General features: G+C 67.3%; 20 protein-coding genes. 1 reads left to right on the top strand and 19 read right to left on the bottom strand.

Translation table 11 applies throughout. From position 1 onward, the window contains the following. Positions 1-2 precede the first annotated feature (2 nt). The 18 genes from J4030_RS15240 to J4030_RS15155 form a co-directional block, all read right to left on the bottom strand. Positions 3-1,517, bottom strand: coding sequence for an ATP-binding protein (locus J4030_RS15240; protein ID WP_208050086.1), 1,515 nt, complete (start codon positions 1,515-1,517; stop codon positions 3-5). A 150-nt stretch (positions 1,518-1,667) separates the two neighbouring features. Continuing rightward, positions 1,668-3,173: an SCO6880 family protein gene (locus J4030_RS15235; RefSeq protein ID WP_208050085.1), complete on the bottom strand. Its 1,506-nt coding sequence runs from the start codon at positions 3,171-3,173 to the stop codon at positions 1,668-1,670. A gap of 18 nt (positions 3,174-3,191) precedes the next feature. Then, positions 3,192-4,754 carry a hypothetical protein gene (locus J4030_RS15230; RefSeq protein WP_208050084.1) on the bottom strand — a complete coding sequence of 521 codons (1,563 nt, stop codon included), beginning with the start codon at positions 4,752-4,754 and terminating at the stop codon, positions 3,192-3,194. Then, a complete protein-coding gene (locus J4030_RS15225; protein WP_208050083.1) occupies positions 4,754-5,578 on the bottom strand; it encodes a hypothetical protein in 825 nt (274 codons plus the stop codon). Before J4030_RS15225 ends, J4030_RS15230 begins: the two co-directional genes overlap by 1 nt. Position 5,579: 1 nt before the next feature. Continuing rightward, positions 5,580-5,798, bottom strand: a complete 219-nt coding sequence (locus tag J4030_RS15220; protein ID WP_243763439.1) for a hypothetical protein — start codon at positions 5,796-5,798, stop codon at positions 5,580-5,582. Positions 5,799-5,872: 74 nt separating this feature from the next. Further along, complete coding sequence (locus tag J4030_RS15215; protein WP_208050081.1) at positions 5,873-6,727, bottom strand: hypothetical protein; 855 nt, start codon at positions 6,725-6,727, stop codon at positions 5,873-5,875. A gap of 250 nt (positions 6,728-6,977) precedes the next feature. Further along, positions 6,978-7,784, bottom strand: coding sequence for a hypothetical protein (locus tag J4030_RS15210; RefSeq protein WP_208050080.1), 807 nt, complete (start codon positions 7,782-7,784; stop codon positions 6,978-6,980). Between the two features lie 838 nt (positions 7,785-8,622). After that, positions 8,623-11,865, bottom strand: coding sequence for a LysM peptidoglycan-binding domain-containing protein (locus J4030_RS15205; protein ID WP_208050079.1), 3,243 nt, complete (start codon positions 11,863-11,865; stop codon positions 8,623-8,625). Further along, a complete protein-coding gene (locus J4030_RS15200; protein WP_307864724.1) occupies positions 11,862-12,254 on the bottom strand; it encodes a pilus assembly protein TadG-related protein in 393 nt (130 codons plus the stop codon). The genes J4030_RS15205 and J4030_RS15200 overlap by 4 nt, the downstream gene beginning before the upstream one ends. A 44-nt stretch (positions 12,255-12,298) precedes the next feature. After that, positions 12,299-12,736: a TadE family protein gene (locus J4030_RS15195; protein ID WP_208050077.1), complete on the bottom strand. Its 438-nt coding sequence runs from the start codon at positions 12,734-12,736 to the stop codon at positions 12,299-12,301. Next, positions 12,733-13,143, bottom strand: a complete 411-nt coding sequence (locus J4030_RS15190; RefSeq protein WP_208050076.1) for a TadE/TadG family type IV pilus assembly protein — start codon at positions 13,141-13,143, stop codon at positions 12,733-12,735. The genes J4030_RS15195 and J4030_RS15190 overlap by 4 nt, the downstream gene beginning before the upstream one ends. A gap of 21 nt (positions 13,144-13,164) precedes the next feature. Continuing rightward, a complete protein-coding gene (locus J4030_RS15185; protein WP_208050075.1) occupies positions 13,165-13,374 on the bottom strand; it encodes a hypothetical protein in 210 nt (69 codons plus the stop codon). An 89-nt stretch (positions 13,375-13,463) separates the two neighbouring features. Continuing rightward, the gene (locus J4030_RS15180) at positions 13,464-14,447 is read right to left on the bottom strand and encodes a type II secretion system F family protein (protein WP_307864723.1); all 984 of its coding nucleotides are present in this window, start codon (positions 14,445-14,447) and stop codon (positions 13,464-13,466) included. Then, a complete protein-coding gene (locus J4030_RS15175) occupies positions 14,372-15,100 on the bottom strand; it encodes a type II secretion system F family protein (RefSeq protein WP_243763438.1) in 729 nt (242 codons plus the stop codon). The genes J4030_RS15180 and J4030_RS15175 overlap by 76 nt, the downstream gene beginning before the upstream one ends. 137 nt (positions 15,101-15,237) lie before the next feature. Continuing rightward, positions 15,238-16,605, bottom strand: a complete 1,368-nt coding sequence (locus J4030_RS15170; protein WP_243763437.1) for a CpaF family protein — start codon at positions 16,603-16,605, stop codon at positions 15,238-15,240. 245 nt (positions 16,606-16,850) lie between these two features. Then, entirely contained in the window at positions 16,851-17,645 is a 795-nt protein-coding gene (locus J4030_RS15165) for a hypothetical protein (protein ID WP_208050072.1), read from the bottom strand. Between the two features lie 3 nt (positions 17,646-17,648). Then, positions 17,649-18,131 (bottom strand): SAF domain-containing protein, encoded by a 483-nt coding sequence (locus J4030_RS15160; RefSeq protein ID WP_307864722.1) that lies wholly within the window; start codon positions 18,129-18,131, stop codon positions 17,649-17,651. Between the two features lie 1,191 nt (positions 18,132-19,322). After that, entirely contained in the window at positions 19,323-19,850 is a 528-nt protein-coding gene (locus J4030_RS15155; RefSeq protein ID WP_208050070.1) for a hypothetical protein, read from the bottom strand. A gap of 393 nt (positions 19,851-20,243) precedes the next feature. Between J4030_RS15155 and J4030_RS18590 the strand changes: the two genes are divergently transcribed. Further along, positions 20,244-20,690 carry a helix-turn-helix domain-containing protein gene (locus J4030_RS18590; protein ID WP_307864721.1) on the top strand — a complete coding sequence of 149 codons (447 nt, stop codon included), beginning with the start codon at positions 20,244-20,246 and terminating at the stop codon, positions 20,688-20,690. Positions 20,691-21,263: 573 nt separating this feature from the next. Here J4030_RS18590 and J4030_RS15145 read toward each other — a convergent pair. Then, positions 21,264-22,487, bottom strand: a complete 1,224-nt coding sequence (locus tag J4030_RS15145) for an RES family NAD+ phosphorylase (protein WP_208050068.1) — start codon at positions 22,485-22,487, stop codon at positions 21,264-21,266. Positions 22,488-22,672 lie beyond the last annotated feature (185 nt).

Genomic DNA, 22,672 nt, shown 5'->3' with positions numbered 1-22,672 from the left:
GCTCAGCGCGCGGACTCGATGGCGTCGTTGGTGAAGGTCAGGTCGCGTTCGAACGGGTGGAGCACGGTTTGCACCTTGTACATCTGCTCCCCCACGACCCACAGGCCTCGGCCCATGCCGTGCATGGCCCAGCCGGTGATCAGATCGCGGGCGATGGAGCCGAGGTCAAGGAGGCGCTCCAGTTCATCGGCGACGGCACCGTCTTGGCCCAGCAGGATCTTGACGTCGGCCAGGTGCATCAGGTCCTTCGCGATCGCGACCGCCTGCGAGCCCTGGTCTCCGGCCGACATCGGATCCGACGGCTTGTGCGCGTTGGCCCACTGGATGTCACCGGTGGCGCGGGACAGCCGCAGGTCGGCGTCGTAGGCCTTCACCGCCTCCGGGCCGAGGCGGAACTGCTTCCACACCTCGTCGCGTACGACGATGCGCAGATCCCCCCGGGACGCCATCTCGCGCATCCCACGCCCCCAGGATCCCAGGCAGGTCAGTGCGATGCCCATCGCGTCATCACCCAGGGCGTCCAACCGCGACAGGCTCAGACTCTGGATGGGTGCGTTCCAGTCGACGTCGACGGTGGTGTGCGCGTCGAAGAGGCCAGCCAAGGCACCGGACACCAGCTGTCCCAGCGCATCGCGCAGGAGGCGGGTCTCGTTCAGGAAGTGGCCCGCCGACTCGTACCGGCAGTCGCGGACGAGGTCGTCCGTGGGGGTGTTCAACGCGTCCCACAACTGCGGGATCGTGGTCTCCCGCAGCTGCGACGCGCCGGTGCTGTACCCGGTCAGCCGGCGCAGCGCGGTGGTCACCACCACCTCATCAGACGGTCCGAACGGCACACGGTGCTCCCCGATGCGCTGCGACCCGACCAGCCCGCGCACTAGCGTCAGCCACCGTCCGAAGATGATCGCGGTCCGCCGGTGCGCCTCCGCGGCCGACAGCGAGGCCCACCCCTGGCCCAGGGGCCCGAACGCCAGCGGGTTGATGCGGGCCGGTAACCCCGGGCCGATGACAAACGGCTCAACGCCCAACGCGCGGCACAGTTTCTCGTACTCGTCCTTGGGGTCGCCCAGGATCAGGGTCCGGTAGCCGAAGTCCATCATCCGCAGGCAGAAGGCCTTGGTGTTGCCGGACTTGCCGCGTCCTGGTTTGCCGAACTGCATGATGTTCGGGTTGGTCACCGAGATCTCATCGTCCAGGACCCATCCCAACGGATCGGCGAAAAAGGACCCGCCGCTCAGCTGGTCGATGCCCATCTGGGCGCCGGTGGGCGGCAGACCGGGCGTTGCGACGAACGGCCACCAGACGGGCGCTTGATCGGAGGTCATCCGCCAGGAGGACACCGGCGCTGTCGCAGGTGCCCACCCGCGGCCAGGCCGTGCCGCACCTCCGCGGGCGGCGTAGTGGAACAGGCGGGGGCTCCTCTGGGGCGTCTCGGGTGCGGGCATGCGTGGCAGGTCGTGCCCGAAGTCGTGCAGCAGGCGTGCCATCGTTCGACCGCTCTGCGCCGTTGCCTTCCTCATCGGTGTGTCTCCTTCGCAGTGTGGTGGCACGCGCGCCGTGGGAGATGGAGCCAACGAGGCAGGCGCGCTGCGCCGGGTGGTGGCCGTCACGCGGCGCCGTTGCCCTCGAGTCGAAGGCGCCGATCTCGGTGTGCACCGTTCGTCGGGGTGTCAGGTGCCTCTGGGGCGGGCAAGACTGACGCCCAAGGGAATGGTCGAGGCGGCGAACGCCGCGTCCTGCGCCACGTCCAGACGAAGCGGCGCGAAGCCGGATCGCCGGACCGATGCGTCCAGACGCCGGCCGTACTCGCTGATGCGGGCGGTCTTCGGGGCGGTGACCGTGCACACCGCGTACGGCCGGATCAGCGCGTTGCCGCGGGCGAGCTTGGCATCCCGGCCACGCACGGTGGCGGCCTCGTCGCGTTGCTGTGCCCGGGTTTTGACCTTGGCCTTGGCGCGAAGGGCGTCGGCCACGTCGGCGGCCCACTCGGAGTTGCCCTGCTGCCGGTGCGCGCGCGATTGCTGAACGATCGGGTAGCAGACCATGACGGTGCGCCGCTCGCCCGGTTCGCCGGGAGTCAGGACGGGTGCCAACGCTCCCATCACGGCGCCCTTGACGGGAAGCTTGATGGTGGAGCTGATGGAGTTCCAGGCGTCGTGGCTGTAATGCCGGATGGCGGTGTCGGCGCCCGAGGGCCCGGCCATGGCCCATGGGACGTGCGCGTTGACCGCGGTGTCGTGCTCGCGCGCGGCGAGGGCGTCGATGATGCTCGCACGGTCCCCGGGAGCGAAGCCTGTGCGACATGCCAGGGCGAGCTCGGGGGACGTCAGCCAGGTGACGCTGGTCATCGCCATTCCGCCGCGCAGATGCGATTCGATCTCAGCCATCAGGCCGTACAGCACCCGGCACCGCCCATCCAGACCTCCTCCGGTCTCCTTGGCTGCGTTCTTCAGGCGCGACTCGGGAACAACCAGAGTGCAGAACGCCTCGGTGCGGACACCGGCTGCCGACAACCCCGCGTGCAGCTGGTCGTTGACCACACGAGCCAGGTCCGGCCCGTCGCGACGGTGTCGTCGCACGTACAGGTCCCGTTCGGCCCCGTCATCCGGGACCGTGCGCACCACGAAGATGACCTCCGCGATGAGGTCGACACGCATCGCCGTATCCAGCAAGTCGCTGAGGCCGGTGCCTTGCTGGAACCGGTCGATGGATTCGGTGAACCCGATCCCCGGGTGCACGATCGAGGCCGTCACGGCCCACGTCTTGGTGGCGTGGTCCTGGATGACCGCGATCCGGGCCGACGAGCGACCTTCTGGCGGACCATCGTGAATCTGGATCCCCTGCAGCACCCCGGGCAGGTCCACGTCCCGCAGATCGCCGATGTCGCCGGACACTGCTGCGCTGCGGAACCGTGTCCACCCCAGCAGTCCGCCGACCGCGGACCGGGTCAGGGCGCCGACCCAGCCTGCGGAGGAGCGACCACGCACCGGGGTGACGGTGATGACGAACAGCGCGACCCACAGCAGGACGAAGACCCCGACCGAGACCCACGCACCGCGCGACATCGCCCAGCACGGTGGAAGCACCGCCACGGCCAGCGCACCGGCCTGCCATCCGGTCAGACCGAAGAACCACCCGATGCGGTCTCGTGAATAGTCGCGGTAGATCGCTGCCATTTCAGTGCTCCTCGTTGTTCACACCGCGACGACGGCTGCGTCGCCCGCACCGCCGGCTGCCCCGGCGCCCCCTGCACCGCCCGACCCACCGGTACCGCCCTTGGGGGGACGCGGGCTGCCCTTCGGGCCGTCCGGGTCGCCCGTCGGGGAGGTGCCCGGCGTCCCCGGGGCTGTGGGTGCCGGCGGGATCGTTCCCTGCGCGGCGTGTCCAGGGGTGGTCAGTGCCTGCTGGGAGTCAGTGGACTGGGCAGGGCCGGTCGACGGTCCGGACAACGGGCCGGACGCTGCATCGGGGGTGGCGTCTCCCCCACCGTTGCCACCGGTGTCACCCCCGCCCGATTCGCCACCCGCAGTACCGCTGCGGTTGTTTCGCTGCGTGGTGGCGCCGATGTCCGGGTGGTGGGTGCTGTGGCCGACGCCCATCTGATTGCTGAGGTCAGCGCCGATCGCCGCGCCGCGGGTACCGGCAGAATGCACTGCGCCGAGCCCCGCGGTGGCCATGCCCCCTAGGGCTGCGCCCGCGGCCTGCAGGGTTCCGCTCTGGCCCTTGGTGTAGCGACCCGCGGTCGAATCCTGGCCCGTGGCTTCCCCTTGAGAGGTTCCGTTCTGGTCCGCGCTGGACGCCATGGCGGATCCGTCGTCGCTCCCGCCGTTGCCGCTGAGCAGACCCTGCAACCCACCTTGGGCGTCCAGACCCGAGCGCAACGCCGCCCCCGAGGTGGTGCCAGGGTCGACAAACGCCAGCAGTTTGAACAGGGCCAAGGGGCAGAAGCAGGCGATCAGCACCAGGATCACGCTCGGCACCGCGGTGCCGATCGCGGCCTGCGTCGTGCCGGCCGTCCCGGTCGCGACCCCGGTCGTCAGCTGCACCCCGATGCCCAGGACGAGCACCATCAGCACCGGGGTGAAGGCGGCGGCCAGAAACCACCGCAATGATTTCCAGAACCACGCCCGCCCCACGTCGGACACCAAGCCCGCCGCCGACAGCGGGGTCGTGGTGGCAAGCACCACCAACGCTCCGGCCCGGGTCAACATCACCAGCAGGTGCCCGATCGCGGCCAACCACAGCAGGCACCCCATGCCACCCAGCACGGTGGCCACCGTGCCGTCGGTCAGGTGGGTGGTGTCGACCGCGTGGAACGGGTGCCACGCCGACCAGGCGCGCACCCCCAGCAGGCCCGTCATCAGTGCCCGTGTCAGGCCCCCGGCACCGGCGAGCACGGTGACCGCGCCGCCGACCCAGCAGGACCACACCAGACAGAACTGACCGGTGCCCATCAGCGCGGTGACAATGCTCTTGCCGTCGCGTCGGACCGCGGCCGCGCCCAGCTGGATCATCACCATGACCAGAACCAGGGATCCGGCCATCCAGAACGTGTACCCGTAGACCTGCGACCCCGGGCCGTTCTCCCGCAGGTCCGGGGTCAGAAAGGCGTCCTCGATGTTCAACGCCAGCCGCAGCAACCACAGACCCGCGTTCCACAGGCCGAGCATGGCCATGATCCAGCCATCGGCCACGACCTGTCCCGCCGCACCGGCCAGCCACTGGAAGGGGTTGGGCACCCCGGGCAGGCCGGGCATCAGTCGTCACCCCCGCCCACCCAGGTGCGCCAGCCTGCGGTGCGGCTGGCGTCGCTGCCAGGCCACGTCGAGGGCGCCGGCGCCGGAGCGGCCCCAGGCGCGATCATCCAGCGGCCACCGTGCCACTGCATGCGTTCGCAGTGGCCATACGCCATGGAAGCGTCGCGGGTGATCGTGGCCCGCACCGTGATCAGCACACAGGCCAGCACCCAGTCCGACCCGTCGGTGCCCTTGACCTGCGCACCCTCGGGCGTGACCATCACGGTGCTCGTCGGGTCCAGCGTGCTGCCCATCTGGGCGCCGCCCAAGAAGGACTGCACGTCACGCATCAACGCCCACTGCGCGACATCGGGTGCTCCGGGCAACGCCCACGCGTCGTGCACCACAGCGGCTTCCTGCGTGCTCATGTCCTGCAGGACGACCTGTTCGATGGCCGCGAGTTGCCCGATGGCCCCCACCGGGGTGAGCGGGAACCCCGCGGTTACTCCTGCTGGACCGGGCGACGCACCGGCGGGGATGTCGATGGTGGGTGCGGTGCGGGCCGCGGGTGGTGCCGGTTGAGCGGCGGTCGCATCCACGGTCCGCATCGGGGCGGCCGCAATAGCGTCCCGATGAGCGAACCCGGTAGGCAGCGCATGACCTGTCCCGTGCGGGGCGGCCGCTGGCGTGCCGGTGGGACCGGCGGAGGTGACGCCGTCGACGGCGAAGTACACGGCCAGTACCAGGCCGAGCACGACGGCGATGGCGGCGGTCGCGGCCGCGGCCAGCACCCCCAGCAGGCGCCGACGGCCCCAGGTGAACGGTGTGTCAGCCGATGTATCCATGTCACACACAGCCCTGGCCGACGATGCCGGTGAGGGCTCCGGGCAGCACCAGGTAGGCGATCGCGGCGCCGAAGACGACGCAGATGCCGACCACGGACATCTTGCTGGCGTGCGGCATCGAGAAGACCCGGCCGGCGACGACGCCACCCACACCGACCAACATCCCCAGGCTCATGAGTGCGATGACGCCCCACATGACATAGCCGGTGATGTCGTTCATCGGCGCCGACGCACCTGGTGGCGCTTTCGGGCAGACGCGTGTCGCAAGAGTGACCAGTTGAGTGCTCGTCCGGTTCATGAGTGCGGTGTCCTTACGGTGCGGTCGTGGTCCAGCAGTCGCTCCAGGAGACGGCGTGCTGTGTCCAGGAGCGGCGTGGGAAGAGCAGCCGAGGTCAGGCCGTCGTGCGCGAGGGCCCGGTCGTGCGGGATCGCGAAGAACGCGCCCTTGCTGTCCAGCCGTTCCACCGCGCGCTCGGCGGTGTGCTGGACGCTCTTGGCCCATTTCGCGCGCTGCGGGCCCAGCACCGCCGCGCACACCTTGCCGCCGTCGAGCAGACTCAGGGCGCCTTCGAGGCGGCGCAGGCCGGGCACGGTGGCCGTGGTCGTCAGAACCAGGTGGGGTGCGTCCCGCACCACGTCGGCAACCCAGCTCGGCGTCCCCAGGACTTGGCCGATCTCCCACCCGATGTCGAGGACGGTCAGCTCGCCGAGCCGGTCCGAGGTTGGCGGGGGTGGAACCTCCCCCACGCTGGTCACGACCACGGCCAAGCGCTCGAGGACGACCTCACCGCGGGTACCACGGGACCACACGCGTTCCTCGCTGCCCAGTTCGGCGCTGCTGGCAGCAACCAATCCGGACGACGTGACGGAGGCGCACTCCACGACGCGCGCGGAACATCCCGCCGCGGTCGCAATCGCCACGGCCAACGTGGTCGCCCCGGACGATCCGCAGCAGCCCAGCACCGGCACGACAACGTCACCGGTAGCGGGATGCCAGTCAGGGGTCGCGGCCGGTGGCGAGGCGGCCCGCAGCGTGTTCTCACCGAAGCGCGGCGGACCACGAAAGTCACCGGCCCGCACCGCCGACCAGGCCCGCTTCAATTCCGCCACCGAGACCGCAGCCGACCGTTCCTGGAGCGCTTGACTCATCTGCGTCCACCCGCTGCACGGACGACCCCATGACCGATGTCGGCGTGCCGCATCATGAGCAAGCAGGTGGTGACTGCCCAGATCATCACTTGCTGCCACGTTGGTCCGGCACCACGCGCCCGGCGGCTCCGATGGTGATGGTGGGCAGCACGTACGGTGGCACTTCCGTCGTCGGCGTGCGACAACGCCGGCGGAATCTGCACCTCGCCGGCTCTTGTAAGCGACAGCGGGTGTGAGGACCAGAGGACGTTCACGCCGAGGCCTCCCCGTGTGCACACGCACCCGCCAGCGCATCGATGCTGCGCCGGGCCCGTCGACGCAGGGTGCGTGCCGAGACTCCGAGCTGGAGTGCCAGGGCGTCGGTGGTGTCATTCGCCATCAAGCCTCCGGCGCGACGCCCCGTCCGCGTGGTCCCCGACCGGCCCCCGGCCTGCACCAGGTGCAGCAGCAGCGAGCGATCGGCAGGGGTGATGACGTCGTGACGGCAGGCCCACTCCAGGAGCTCGGACAGCTCCTGTGCGGGGTCGTCGGCGTCGAGCTCGGCTGCTGCCTGACGCGCCCAGAATGAACCGTAAGGATCGACAGGGCGGGTATGCGACCACGTCGGGTCCGACCGCTTCAACTGCGACCGAGCGTCGCATTCACGCAGCACACCGGCCCGAGTGTTGAGCAGGATGTTGGCAGACACCTTGGTCAGACGGCGCCACGGGAAGGTGCGAGTTTCCAACCACAACTCGCTCGCAACGATCTGGTCGATCGTGGGGCTCAGGGTGCGCAGCCGGTGCGCCAACGTGCAGGCAGCGGGCAGCAACGCCCACGCCAGCGTGGCCGCTGCCGCGGAATCGTTGCCGCCATCTGCGGCCGCCAGCTGAGCGAGTCCCAGCAACACCGCGTCCGCGTCCGCGGTGGTCGACTGCCTCAGCCAGCACCGCAAGGTGGTGGTATCGGTCGCGACGCGCAGGTTCGGATGCTGTCGGCACCACGCCGGCCATGCCTCATCCGCCTGCGCCAGCAGCTCGCTGTTTCTTGCCAGGCCGAGACAGTCTGCAACGCTCATCGCCGGGACTCCTGTCTGTCGAATCGGACAGACAGAGGTTCATGACAACTCGTATCCCGATGCGTACCTCCGACCCGGCTGGTCGAGGGGGTACGACGGAGGTACGTAGCCAGCAATGTGCTGTTGACCTGGGCAAATCACGCGTACCCCCGGTCGCAGATCTTTTTCCGTGCAGGGGGTCTACCGTCTTGCGCCCGCCTTGCCCAGGCGCGAGGCGACGTCCTTCCCCGCCCCGACCTCGACAGTGATCACCGGGACGTTGCCCCATCGACGAGCTCGAACCGCCGGACCTGAGTGAGGCGCTCGGCCCACGAGCCCCTTTCACGGCTGACGTCGGTTAGCGCAGGCCCCACGCCCTGTTTGGGTCCGCTGGAACGGGCCGCAGTTCCGCCGCGGGAATCCAACGCTGCACCACAACCGGCTCCTCGCCTGGCCGCAACCGCACAACCACCACCAGCGCTTCCCACGCCCACGACTGGCGCCTCCAAGCCACGACCAACCCCTGATCCGGAGGCTGGTGCGGATGCAGGTCCCGTGAACGGACCCACACATGCCGGGTCGTGCGCGGCCGTCGCCACGTGCGCTCTGTCCGGGACTGGCTCACCCCGCCCAGCGTATTCGAACATGAGTTCGATATTACGTCCTGACCGACCCGTGCCCCTGGCGCGAAGCCGCCGTATCGAGGAAGCCTCGGCTCCACCGCTGACATTGGGGGTCAAGTCGTCCCGCTGCGCATGACGCAACCCCAACGCCCACGTCAATACGCTCACTTCGCCGCCCCATGTCTTGTTGTCGAGGCTGTGCACCCTCAAGCCGGGACCGGAGATGAGAGGTCGAATCAGCTGGCCGCACGGCCGGGGTTCAACCATTCGCGGTTGCGGATGATTGTCTGGGTTCGGTCGGACAGCTCCGGAGGGCCTCCGCCGTCGTCCGAGCGGTTGTAAACCTCGTCGCGCAGGATTTGCTGGGCGGTGTCATGGTGGCCCTCGGCTTCGAAGATGGCGACGAGGTCCAGCTTGGCGACTTCCGAGTCGGGAACGGCTGCAGACGCTATTTCAGTCGCGGCCCTGGCGCGGGCGAGGTCCCCCGACTGCAGGCCCGCCACGGTGATGAGGTGCGCGACATCGACGATGGCGGCGTTCATGTGGTGGTCGATGCGGTCACCGCCGGCGAGCCATTCCCATCCTCCTGGCCGCAGCTGATCGAAGGGCTGCCCGGTGACCAGCTGCAGTGCCCTGACCAGGTCGTCCATACCGTCGCGGCCTCGGGCTTGACCCCGTGCTCGGAGCCGCCGAAAGAGGTCGACGTCGACCAATAGGTCTTCGACGACATAGACGTTCACGCCGCGGGCTTTGGCCGCAGTGGACTCCCGCGCATTGGGAAGGTGCTTGGTGCCGGTCCGCGGATTCGTGCCGAGCCAGTCACGGACCATCTTGATGTCATTGCGAGCGCGACCATCGCCGACGTTGAAGACGTCTGCGAGCTGCGCCGGGGTTACCCCGTGAGGGCGCAGCGCCAAGTACGCCAACAACTCGGTGGCGTACGACTTGCGTTTAGCGACCGCGACGGCGTCGCCGTGGGTCCTTCCTCGCACAGGTCCAAGCAGGGTCAGCCGCGGTAGCGGGCAGTCCTCACTGAGCCAGGCGGTCACCTCATCGTCAAGACTGGGGTCAGCGTCCTCCACCTGTTCGCGCACGGACGCTGAGACCTGCGGAGCCAGCGCGTTCAGGTCAGCCGCGGTCGTCGCGGCGGCCTCGATGTATGCGGCATCGTCGCCCTCCAGAGCGCTGCCCGCGGTCTCGTCCTTTCGATCGTGACGTGGCCTCGTGTACTGGCCGCGGAGCGCGCCGGCCCCGTCGGTGAACGACCGCCATCCCTCGGAGGCGTCCTCATCGCACGGGACCCGGACATCGTCCAGGACCTCACTCTGCGCGAACAGGGCTGCACAGCCCGCGCCCTCGTCGACCGTCAGACCGACCGCGACCAGGTCGAGCCCCGCCGACGGCACTCTCAGCCGACCGGTCGAGCTGAAGTCCAGAACAATGGGGCTGCGAGCAGTGGTCCCGTCGCGGTGGCCGCAGACGACGACGGCGGTGCCGGTCTTTCCCGGATGCTGTTCCACCGTTTCCAGAAGCTGGTCGACCTCACGGCGGTTTTCGCCTGTGGCCCCGTCGAGCAGAACGAGGCGAGCACCCCACACGTCGTCGTCTGCCGTCATGCCACGTCCGGTGGCCGTGTCGACCTGGTGTGCGTCAGCGCGGTCGACCATGGCCGCAGCATCGGCGATGGCCTCGGCGGCGACGTCGCCTGCAGACTGCTGGAATCGGATGCGCCGGGAGTTCAGCGGGGCCACTTCACTGGCGATCCCGACACAGTCGACGGTGACCTCCTCTGACCACGGGTTGAGCGCCAACTCGGCGGTCAGGTAGCGAGCGAAATCGCGCGCATAGGTGGGATCCCCGGTCAGACTGATGGCCCCGAGGTCTTCGCAGTTCAGTAGCCACTGGTGGCCGTCGTCATCGGCCCCCACCGTGACCAGCAGCGGGTAGGGCGCCGGTTGGCTCTCGGGGACCTGGATGCGCTCGCCCGGGGTGGTGGCACGCGCCCAGCGCAGCTGATCAGGCGTTCCGTCCCACGGCTCGGGTAGGGCACCGGCTGTGCTGAGGTGCACCGCGACGTGCTCGGTGCTCAGCTCGAGGGCGGCAACGGCCGGCATGCACAGGTCAGCGGCCTTGGCCTCGGCCGCAAGGTTGCGCAGTAGGGCGTCGATCTGCTCGACGGTCGCTGCCGTCGTCGACCCCACCGCGGTGATGGTCTTCTCCACCGGCACGATCGCCGGTCTCGGAACGGGGATGGTCCGTCCCGGTCGGCGGGCTCGCAGCTGCGCTCGGCGTTGACGGCGCAGAACCAGCAGCGCGGACCCGGCGAGCACCGCACCCGCCCCGGTCAAGCCGGTCAGCGCCCAGGGGGCAACGCTGGTGCGCTCGCCATTCGCTCGGTCCGCGTTCTGGGCGCGAGAACGAGGCCGGGTCAGAGCTCGTCCTGGGTCGCGGCGGGCCGTGGACGGAGTGTTCTCCGGCGCGGTACGCGGTGGCGCCGGGGACGTCTCCCGGTCCTTGGCCGTCGGGTCGTGCGCCGGCGCGGTGCTCCTGGGATCGGTTGCCCGGTCATGTCTCGGCGCCGCGTCCGGAATGACGAGAGTCCAGCCGGCTTCGATGTGGTTCGGGTCGGTCAGACGCACCCCGTCCGGCTGGACAACGCCTCTGGAAGCGGCGGCGACCTCTGGGTACCGCGCGGCATTCCCGAGCTGCTGGTCGGCAATGCCCGAGAGGGTCTGACCGTTCCGCACCGTCACGGTGCGCCCGGCGGCCGTGGTCGCGTTGGTCGGCGCGGCGGGCAGCTGCAGGACCCACCCGGGTTGGAGGAAGCCCGGCCTGTCGCCTAGTCGGACCCGGTTGAGGGCCGCGATCTCGGGGTAGCGTCGGCCGTCCCCTAGGTGGTCTCGGGCGATAGACCAGAGCGTGTCCCCCCGACGCACGGTGTGTTGCACGGTCCCGCTCGTCCTCGGTGAGGGGTCCCTCAAGGCGGTGGCGGTTTCCGGTGCCGCGCTCGAGGTCTCCCGTGTGGCCGCTCGTGCTTGAACCCGCCCGGGCTGCGAGGTCGCGGCTGACGCCACCATCGGCGCGGACGATGCCGACCCCGCCAGGGCCGGCTGCACCGCGATGGGGGACACGGAGAACAGCAGCATGGCTGTGGCGACCAGATATTGAGCAGCCGATTGCGGCAGCTGCATCCCGGGCAGACGCACCGCGCGCACACCGCGGACCCGGGCGGTGATCTCCACCAGGATGGACAGGGAGAGGACGGCCCACGCCGCCCAAGCGATCACCGCGATCGCAGACAACGCCAAGGTTCCGTCATCGGGGCTCATCAGCCCGGTTTCGACCGCGTTGACCGTCGGGACCGAGAGATGTGCTGGATCTGCTCCGACGGCCACGAGCACGATGGGGAGGCCGACGACCACGCCCAGCATCAGTGACGCGGCAATAAACCCAGCAAGACGGACGCGGACGGCACTCATCGGGGTGCTCCGTTCTGCGCGCGGATGAGGCGCGCGGTGCTGTGACCGGTGACGTGCAGGCTTGCGATACCGATGAGCGACAGGAACTTTGTCGAATAGTCCGCGGAGGTCGTGACCTGCAGGGTGTCGTTCGCGGAGGTGGTCACCGTTCCGGTCACACCCGCGGCGGCCAGATAGCTGCGAGCCGCCTCGGCCGCAGCGCGAGAGTCGATCTGGACGTCCTGACCCTCGACGGCGGGCCCGCCCAGCACCTGCTCCGCGCCCGCCCGAGCAGCCTGCGCTGCCACGTCCCGGGTCCGCTGCTGAGCGGCGACCTGCCCGCCGAGGTCGACTGCGAGGCCCACGATCACGATCATCACGAAGGCTGCGGAGGCCATGAAGATGCTCACCGACCCGCGTTCACGGCCGCCGTCGCGTCGGCCCCAGAGGCGCCTCATCGTTGTCGATAGGTGTCGAGCGGGCTGGTCGTGGTTTCTGTGATCGTCATCGACCCGGGGACCCCGGGCACCGAGACGTCTGAGAGGTCCACGGTGCAGCGGACCTTCGCTGTGACCGTCGCGGGTGTCCCGACCGGGGCGGCGAAGCCGGAGGTGTCCACGCTCACCTCTTGGGACACGCAGTGCACGCTTTGCGCGGACAGGCTCATCGCGGCTCGGCTGGTGCCGTCGTGTTGCGCCTGACCTGGAGTGCGAGCAAGCGACGCACTGCGGGCAGCGTCTGCTGCCGCGGATTGCACCGCTTCGTGGGCCAGGGCTACACGCCCGCCGAAGATGACCAACAGGACGAAGAGCATGAACGCGGGTACCCCGATGGCCGCCTCGATGGCGGCCGAGCCCTCATCGAGGCGGTGGTGGGCGGTCGCGCGCCTCATCCGGTGAGCCTCTCCACCGGGACCGACGCGCTCTGGCGGACCGTGATGGTCCAACCCGGGATGACGCTCATCGAGGATCCGCGGACGGTGACGGTGGCGGTCACCGCTGATCGGTTCCCGGTGACGGTGGCGCCGGCGAGGACGTCAGCTCCACCGGCGTCCGCGATGAAGGACGTGGCGTCGTTGATCCCGGCGTCCGCGGAACTGTTGTGTGCGCCAGCGGTCCGGGCGCCCTCTTGCGCCGCGGCGATGGCCACCGAGCGTGCGTGGTACCACAGCGAACCCTGCAGGCCCAGGAACATGATGGCGAACAGCGCCGGCAGGAGCATCACCATCTGGATGGAACTGGACCCGCGCTCACGCTGTGCTCCGGCTCGTCGCCTGAGCCGGGTGAGCACCCTGGTCATGCCGTCTTCCGTAGGCCCGGCCTACTTGATGTTCTTCGACTTGTTGGTCACATACGTGGTGATGGCGGTGACCACGATGCCGACGAAGGCGATCACCGCGACCGCCCAGAGCACCTGTTCGATGGTGACCGAGCCTTGCTCGCGGTTGTCTCGCAGCGTGGTCCGCGCATCGTCGAGGTGGTCCTGGACGCGGACACCGAGGGTGTGCAGTGCGGCGATCAAAAAGTTCATGTGGGTTCCTCCCTAGGGATCGGCTCCGCGGCGGAAGCCGGGTTGATGACGGTCTGGCCAACGGTTGGTGCTGCACCGTGAGCGGACGATCAGCTGCCACCTCCCATCACGCGCAGGAGAGCGGGCGCGATGAGCAGGCCCATGAAGATGACCCCGAGCAGGCTCATCGGGATGCTCATCCGTTCGCCGATCTCGTTCGCCTTCGACAGTTCGGAGGTGAGCATCGCGCTGCGCATCGAGGCCGACCGGGCGCGGAGCTGCGCATAGATCTGGGTGCCTTCCTCCCCCGACAACCGCAGGATGTCGGCAAGGTCTTCCAGCTCGGCCACACCGAGGTCATGGCCGAGAGTCCGAATCGCCTCCCACGGCGCCTCGCCGGACCACCGGGACCGGGTCAGTTCTTCGCTCAACCTGCGGAACACCCAGCTGTCCCCCACCTGCGCCGCGACCTCCATGGCCTGGCGCGCCCCGGATCCTGAATTGCGTTCCAGCGCCACCAGATCGATGTAGGCACCCAGTGCGCGGTTGAATTCGTCGCGAGCTCTCTTCGCGTCGTCGCGGGCGTTGTAGTCGGGAAGGAAGAACATCAGGACCGCCAAACCGAGGGTCGCAACCACCGGGATCACCCACGGCAGCTGCAGCCCGATCACGCGAAAGAACGTGATCAGGAACGGCGGAACGATCAGACCGACCACGGCGAAGAGAACCTTCTCGCCATAGAAGCGCGTCACGGGTGTCCGCAGAAGTGCGAGCTCCTGGTGCGGCACGCGCGCCCAGGCGCCGGCCGGCAGGGTCTTCATCGCCCACTGCCCCAACCATTCACGCGTGTCCGCGGGAGCGGCGACGGCATCGGCAGGGCCACGCCGGACAGGGGTCGGGGAGAGCCGGTCGAGCGCATCGCCCAGGTCGGGGTGGGCGGGCACGAGGCGCCAGATCAGCCCCGCCACCCCGAGACCGACCAGCCCCCCGCCCGCGATGGCCAGCTGTAACCCGGTCGTCATGGGCCCCTCCCCTCCGGCGGAAGGCCGATGAACCTGGGCAACGGTCTGCCGCGGGTCATGGTCCGCATCCACATCAAGGTCGCGACGTACGCGCCCAGCAGCAGCAGGAGGATGACCTGACCGACCGGCGACCCGTACGGGGCGACGTACCGGCCGGTCATGGCGAGGAACACCAAGACCCCGAGGGTGATCAGGGTGACCCAGCGAGCGGTCGCTCGTGGCTTGGCGCGGTCGGCTTCGATCTGCCGACGGGCACGCACATCAGCGGCCACCGATTCCGCCAGCGATTCCAGCACGCTGGCCAGGCCGCGGCCTCGACGCCGCGCGCCCAGGACGAGGTTGGCCGCCACCAAGTCGCCGGTGGTGTCGTCAAGGTCGTTCGCGAAGGCGCGCAGCGCGTCCTCTGTGCTCCACCGCGCGCCCAGGCGAGCCACCAGTCGACCAACCTCCGGCCGGACGGCCTCCGGGGTCGATCGCAGTGTTGCCATCAACGCCTGCTCGAGACCGACGCCTACGGTCAACACGCCCGACAGGGATCGGGTCCATTCCTCTAACGCCTCCAGCCGGCCGATCTCGACGGTGCTGGGTGGTGCCGCGAGCAAGACGGGCAGGCCGACGATGAACGCCGGCACGGCGACGATCGCAACGAACCACCCGGTCAACAACGCGACGGTGAGACCCGCACCAGCCCCGACGAGCAGCAGCGCTCGGGTTCGCGGGGACATTCGACCCAGTCGCGTTGGTAGGGGGACGCGCGTCCGAGCTGGTGCGGGTGGCTTCTCTGGTGCGGGGCGGAGCCCCAGGAACGCGCCGAGCATGCCGGCGACGACCAGGGCACCGGCCAGACCCGGGATCAGCGCCGTCATGACGCAAGACCTGCGTGTAGCCGGCACTCGGCCTCGAAGGCGCGGACATCGAATCCCACTGGGGCGAGTGCGTTTCGAATGTGTTCGGGCATCACGCTGGCGATGGCCGGGCCGTCAGCCCGCGGCCGAAAGACCTGTTGGGTGGCATAACCAGTGGCCAGCTCGCCCGGCTCGACCGAGATGATCTCCGAGATCCATCGCCGGCGGCGGCCGCCGGCCTCGGTCATCGGCGCGGTCTGCAGATGCAGCTGGACGATCAGGTCGATGTGCCCGGCGACCGCGCTGGTCGCATACCCCTCGGAGATGTGGTTCCCGGCCTCCATCGCGCAGGTGATGAGTTTGCGGATCGCGGCCCGGGCATTGGCGGCGTGTGTGGTGCTGATCGATCCCGAGGTCGACTGCATCGCCTTGATCATCGACAAGATCTCCCGGCCCCGGACCTCGCCGACAATGGTGCGGCCGAGGATGAACCGGAAGCTGTCGATCAGCAGGTCGTCCAGGGTGATCTCGCCCGCCTGGCGACCGTTCATTCCGACCTCGCCCGATCCTGGTCGAGATTCCCAGGCGATCACCCGTTTGTGTTTGTGCGTCAGTTCGTCCAGGAAGAGCTCGTACTCGGTCTCGAAGGTGCCGATCTTCTCCCACGGGTCGATCGCTGCACACAACCCACGGACCAAGGTGGTCTTACCGGCACCCTGGGCCCCGGAGACCACGATGTTCAGCCGGGCGCGAACGGCCGCCTCCAGAAACGTTGCCTGCAGCTGACTGAGCATGCCGGTCTCGGCGAGCTGCCCCAGGTCGGTGTCGCGCAGCCGATGTCGGCGGATCACGATGGAGGGACGCGGGGTGACCCACGCGGTCGCGGCGAGGCGGGCACCTCCGTCCAGCCGCAGATGCAATCGCGGCTGCGCCTCGGAGAACGGCCGCCCATTGCCGGACTTGCTCCCGAGGAAGCTGATGAACTCCAGCAGCTCCTGGTCGTCTTCGGCCACGTTCGGGCCGTCACGGAGAGTGCCGTCACTGTGCTCCAACAGCACGTTGTCGTTGCCGTATACCTCGATGTTCTCGATCGTTTCGTCGTCCACCAGGGGTTGGAAGCGGCCTAGCCCGAACAACGCGTTGAACACCGCATCCGCCATGCCCGCCTGCTGGCTGACGGGCCATGATTCCCGACCGGCCGACACGGCGTCTGCGGCCGCGCTCGACAACAGCTCGAGAATGATCGACCGTCCCAACTCTTGCTGTGCTGGCGGATCCAGCGACCGGTCCTGCCCGACCGCAGCGCTCAGCTGGTCGGACGCCTGGCTGCGGAACGCGGCGACCAGGCCCCAGTCGATGCCATCGCGAGGGTCGATGGGGCTCATGCGGTGCGAGTGGTATACGGCTTCGACTCGATCGATGGCCGCGGGCACTTGCGCCTCCCCCACCGCAGGGTGCACAGCATGGGCTGGGTCAGACTCCGGGTCGGCGTCGTCGACGAGTGAGTACGCCGACCGCACCCGACCTCCCCGACGCGGCACGGCTGCGGCGCTGTCGGATGCGAAGAGTGGCAGGGATGTCGGGTCCCGTGGCCCGTCGGCCGGCTGAGCGGACAATGGGTGTCGCTGGGTCATGCAGGTCTCCCTACGGACGTGGCCGTCGCGAGGTCGGCCCGGTTCCGGTCGACGACCGCCTGAAGGGCCGCAGCCGCCGAGCGCAGAGCGCGCACCAGGGCCCCGCGGTCGAACTTTCGGGGGCGTCGGGCGCCGACGGAGAACACGGCGGCCGCGTCCGGATCCCACGGCAACGTCGCCATCACAGGCAGCCCGAGAACATTGCGGACATCGCGCGCGCTGTACGGCTGCCCCGCACCCACCAACACAATCCCCAGCCGCGGCAGCGAACCGACGCGGTCGAAGTCCTCCCGCAGGGTCTGGGCCCAGGAGCGAGCACCCGACAACGCGGGCAACGTGCTCCGCGACGTCAGCAGGACCAAATCTGCCTTATTCAGCAAAGGCCCAGGAGCCCCCTCCAGGCCCAAGCGGCCGGCGTCGACGATGACATCTTGGCCGTTGCGCTCCAGTGCGACCAGAGCCTCCGCCAGAGGGGACCACAGGATCGCCAGGCTCCGCGCCTGTTGGTGGCTGCGCACGCCGGGCAACAGCAGAGCGGTCGACTCCGGTATGGGCATCATCGCCGTTGGCAGCGATTCGGACAGCGCGTCTTCGCGATGGGCTAGCGCGAGGTCCATCAGGCCACCGGTGTGCGCGACGTTCCCATGAAAGAAACCGGCGAGGGTGCCGGAGCCGCCGGTCGGGTCGGCCTCCACGAGCACCGCCGGCCGAGGCCAGCTGAGTGTCAGACCGAGCGCGGTCGATGTCACCCCGGGCGACCCCGACGCGGACGTGAGAACGATGACGGCCATGTCCTAGTGCTCTCGAGAGTCCACAACAATCGCGACCCTGCCCGTGCCGGCCATCGCCGCGACGTCTGGCGCCTGACCGTCGGGCACCAGCACGTCGACGATTTGCTGACCGCTCGAGCCACTCGACACGACATCGACGACGGTCGCCGATATCTGAGGTTGGGTGTCCCCGCTCTTCAACTGGCCCTGCTGACCCGGGGTCGACACGATGCGCACAGCATCCCCGTTCACGAGCCCGCTCGCCGGTAGAGATCCCGGCGCAAGGGCGACCCCGACCTCACTCATCCCCCGGCCAGGTATCGCGGAGGACGTCACGTCATCACCGGTGACAAGTCCGCCCGCGGCCAGATCCAACGCAGCCCGCTTGCCGACGACAGTGCCGAGCTGCGAGGCCGGCAACGGCTTCAACGCCGGGTCGACCCCCACTTGCACAATTACTAGGTCGTTCCGCGTGATGATGTCGCCGCGGTGCACCGTGGACCTCACCGCGAGGACGCGCTGCGCTGAATCAATCGACGTGAACGCCCACACGGCAATCAACGCGCCCAAGCAAACAGCGCCCACCGACGCCGCAACCAGCAGGGGCCTGCGGCGCATCTTGGGGGGCGGCGCGACCGGTTCCTTCCGTTCGCCGTCACCCTGGGACCCCTCGCCTACGCGGTTTCGGCCGCCGTCACGACGACGTCCGCTGCGCCGCTGGTGTGTGTCTGCGATTGCCATGACGTTCTGCCTCCCCTATCGGTCTGTGTCGTGTCCGCGCTCACTGGGTAAGCACTTGTGCCTCGCCGATTTGGACTGTGGTCGTTTGCCGCAGAGTGACCGGGATAGAGCCGGTCTGACCGATCCCCGCCCATGAGACGGTCCAAGAGCTGGTCGCCGTCACCGTGTAAGTGCCCTGACGGGTGTATCCGTCATGGCCGCAGCTCGGACTCCTGGCCACGCCATCGGCCATCGAATACGGCGTTCCCTCACCGCAGGTGACGGTCTGACCGTCGCCCATGTCCCACAGGATGCGGCCGACTCTTCCCGTCGCCGTGACCGTGTAACCGCCGGCCGAGGCGCTCTTCGTGATCGGCCCCCATGTGCTCGCAGACGGGTTCTGCACCCACATCCATTGAGGCATGCCGACCAAACCGACCGAACCTGGCCTGTTCAACGGAACAATTCCGATCGTGACCGCCTTTAGCCGCATTGCAGTGACAGCTACTTGGGCGAGCTGTACCGGGTCTGGAGGTGCAGTCGGTCCCGTGGGCTGCGTGGCGGACCAAAAGAAGTACCGGTCCGTCGGCGAGTCGCACTGATAGATCGTCCCCATGGTGTTGCCCAACCACACGGGATCAGATCTGGGCGGTTGAGGGTGCGCCACCTTCACGTAGCACTGCCGGTCGGGCGACCAATAACCGCCGCCCGCATCGCAAGGAATCGCCTGACCAGTGGGGTTCGTACACTTCGGCGGTTTTCCCGGAGGCTGCGGCTTTGGGCCAGGCCTAGCCGGCGGCCCAGAAATAGGCTGCACCGGCGGCAGCACCACTCTGATGATGCACGTACCCGTGCGCGGATCTGGGATCTCACCCGGTGGACATGAGACTCCGCCGCCGGCCCAGGCTTGAGGTGTGACCACGGCGCACGCAGCCACCGCCATCATTGCTCCGACACCACTCAGCACGGCGTACCGCGTCAGCACGTCCCAGCCGCCTTAGCAACTGTGACGTACCACTTCATCGACTTGCTGTCCCGGATCACGTCGTATCGATAGGCGACCTTCGGCGGACGACTCCTACTCACAATCGACCTGCCGGAGCTGTCGAACACTCGAACCCTGCTGACATCGAGGCAGGCAGTCACTGTGTAAGACGACTCAGGAGCCAAGGGATTTCGCCGCGCGTTGCTGAGCTTCACCACGGTGTTGCCTTTACTTGTCTCGCCCTTCTGGCGTGCCGTGCTGATGTTGTATTGCCACTGCGTTAAGACCTGAGACCGCGCGACGGAGTCGAGTGTGGTCAAGTCGTCTTTCGGGTTGTTTTCGAGCCGATCGATCTGTCTCCACAGCGCAACGACGGCCGCAACTGCGGCAGTCTTCTGAGGCTGGACATCACTCGTGACGTGGCTTGTGACAGCTGTATCCGGCACAGGCGACGTCGGAGTGATGCTCGAAACCGAGGAGGGCTTGACGGAGCCGTTACCTCCGCAGGCAGCGATCAGCACGACGCATCCTGTAGCCACCGCCAGCGCGGGGCCAGTCACACCCCTCGACCTCGTCATCTCGATCTCCCGCTGTCCTATCCGCCAGAAGGCCCTGTCGCGACTCCCACGGACATGGGGGGTCGAAATCGATCCGTTCAAGCTAGTGCCGTTGGGTCGAACGCGTGGATATTTGTCCACATTGCACTATGCCTCGTCCTCTACGACGCCCTTTTCAGCCAGTCGCGCACAGCGAAGAACGGATAGATGCAGTCGACAGGGGTGGGGTTTTACCGCCTCTGTGTGGTCGAAATCTGTTCACCGACAGAGCAATTGATCCAACTACCTGGGGCGTCGACCAAGGCTGGAGCAGCGGACTGAGGATGACGTGGTCAGCGACCGCCATCCACAGGGCCAATGCCCGAAGTCCACTGCCCGGCCCTGCCATTCGGCCGCCAGCCACAGCCCGCCAGCCGCAGCTGCGGTGACCCGTCGGCGTCAGACCAGGCGTGCAGACTCCAGCACACGTCCGTTCGGTTCAGCGCGCTGTGGCTCGGCGCGCCGGACAAAGGGAACGCCCAGAAGGTCTTCGCAGGCTGCAGCATCATGGGCTTCGGCAGTGACCTCCGGCGGCACCACCTGGCCTTCGGGGAGGCGGAAAGGAGCCCTATGTCCACTCCTACGAAGCCGCGGCGACAGTTCGAGTCGTTGTCTGAAGCTGCCAACCGCACAGGCCTAAGCGTTCGCACTCTTCGTCGGCGCATCGCCGCCGGGTATCTCCCGGCGTATCGGAGCGGCGCACGCGTGTTACGCGTCGACCCCGACGACGTGGACCACCTGATGACTCGAGTTCCGACTACATGAGGCGCTGGGTACACCCCCGCCTGCCGGAGGCTCCTGCGCATTCGATGAGGTCGCCAGCCAATCCCCTCGATCCGGCTTGTGACACCGCGGGCATCAGGCAGTGAGTCACTCCGCCCGGTCAGGGCGCGCCGAGGAGCTGCGTCCTACCGCCCAGAGTGGGCTACTCGTGTCTTCACGTCGGCCGGCTGCCGGAGCGAGCGAAGCGGGTGCAGGGTTGTCGTGCCTGACCGGACGAGGCGCGGCGACGGACGCACATGTCCAGAGCGCCCTCGTTGCTCCGTGAATCACCTCCGTGGCGGAACGCGGCCACTAAGCAGCTGCAGTTTTCCGAATCACATCCGGTATCCGATGCAGTGGCGTTGACCAGCGCGGATGCGGTCGATCTCACGGATGCCTAACGGGCGCTGGAGAATCTTAAGCGCTGGGGGGGGTTGAGGACTGGCGCTGATGCAGCTGCAGCGAATCCTCCTGCAGAACGCCGCGATCAGCCGGTGTCGTTCACCGAAACGCGGATGAGACCAGCTACCACAGTCTGACCGTAGATCCTAGCGCAGGGCTTGATGGAGCAGGATCCTAGGCCTCACGTTTTCTTCCTTCCGCGCTCCGGTACACGTCGTAAAGGGCCACTTCCGTCAAGTCGAAGTCTTCCTTCGTTTTTTCGGGACCAGCGAAAAAAACGTAATTTTTGCAAGACGTCTGCGAACTCCTGAAGGCAATTCCATCAACCGGAGTTTCGGATGCCCATCTTATATATTCAGTGACTATCTGGGTTGGCGCGTAGTCAATCTGATCGTGGCTGGCCGAATCAGGAATTGTAGGAGCCGCTAGCGCCTCCTCGAAGTGCTGCAAAAAGTAAATTTTGAGAATGTCCTCGTAAGACCTCGCCCTGAAAGGAGAAACTCCCTGGGTTAGATCGAGCACCCACAGAACCTTTTTCAGCTGAAAGGTCCCCATCATCGCCATGGGCTTAATGTCGTGTGAGGCAATCTCTGCGATTGCGGTCTGCACGTCCTCAGCCGCATAAAACATCGATATACCAGCCGGTGACATCCGGTTAGCTGCGGCATGCCGACCGAGTGGTGGTCCAAGTTTTTCGATTGTCGGTGGATCTATCTCGTCTCGTCGGTTCACCAGCCTGCCCCGGTAGACTTCCGTGCCTTCTGGCAGCTGTTTAACCAAATTCAGGTGATGCTCACCGAAGCTCACCAGCTCACCGAGGAGTCTTCCGAGGAGCACTGGTGGAGACGGAGTCCGTGAGACAGGGCCGATGCTCGCCTGCAACTGCTGTACTATGACGAACCGAGATTCTTCTTTGACTAACTCCGTGAGTTTATCCCGCTTCCATACCAAGTCTGCAGTATCGAGAAGAGCGGGAAGATTGGTGAATAATTTGCCGTTCGTAGCATTCTCGATCGCGTTTGCAACAATATCCAGGCACAGAGCCGAGACGTCGTCACTAAATACCTGTCCACACAGTACGCGAACAACATCGGCCGCCGTCATGTCAGGCCCATGGTAATTACCTCCTTCATTCTCCCTTAGCAATTCATCGTCCGACGTCCCATAGATGAAGTTTAGCGTTTGAAGAATGGCTTCGAATAACTCTGAGAGCGGCGCTACCTCGACAGCGTCAGCTTTACCACAGAGCTCACATTCGTATTTTTTGTCGTTCATTACTAAGACTATGCTCTTGAGATCAACGTCTACTATGTGATCGGCACATAATACCTGCGGATCTGCACCGTTGACGGCGCCATTCTCATCCCCAGGCAACACCTTAAGTCTCCTCTTCGTCATCAGATCAGTCCCAACGCGAGCACAGGACACTCACCCACGCCCGCTAAGGCAGCGGCATGCTGAACATCCTTACAGTCCAACCCTACGCCCAGCTATTTCCAACACCACTAAGTGGTGAAGCACTCCTGCGAACGGAGCACCGAATACATGTCCGAGATACGACCACTCGCCAAAGCAGACGCGCT

The organism is Allobranchiibius sp. CTAmp26, assembly GCF_017565405.1.
GTDB lineage: Bacteria > Actinomycetota > Actinomycetes > Actinomycetales > Dermatophilaceae > Allobranchiibius.
This window is presented reverse-complemented; position numbering and strand designations above follow the sequence as displayed.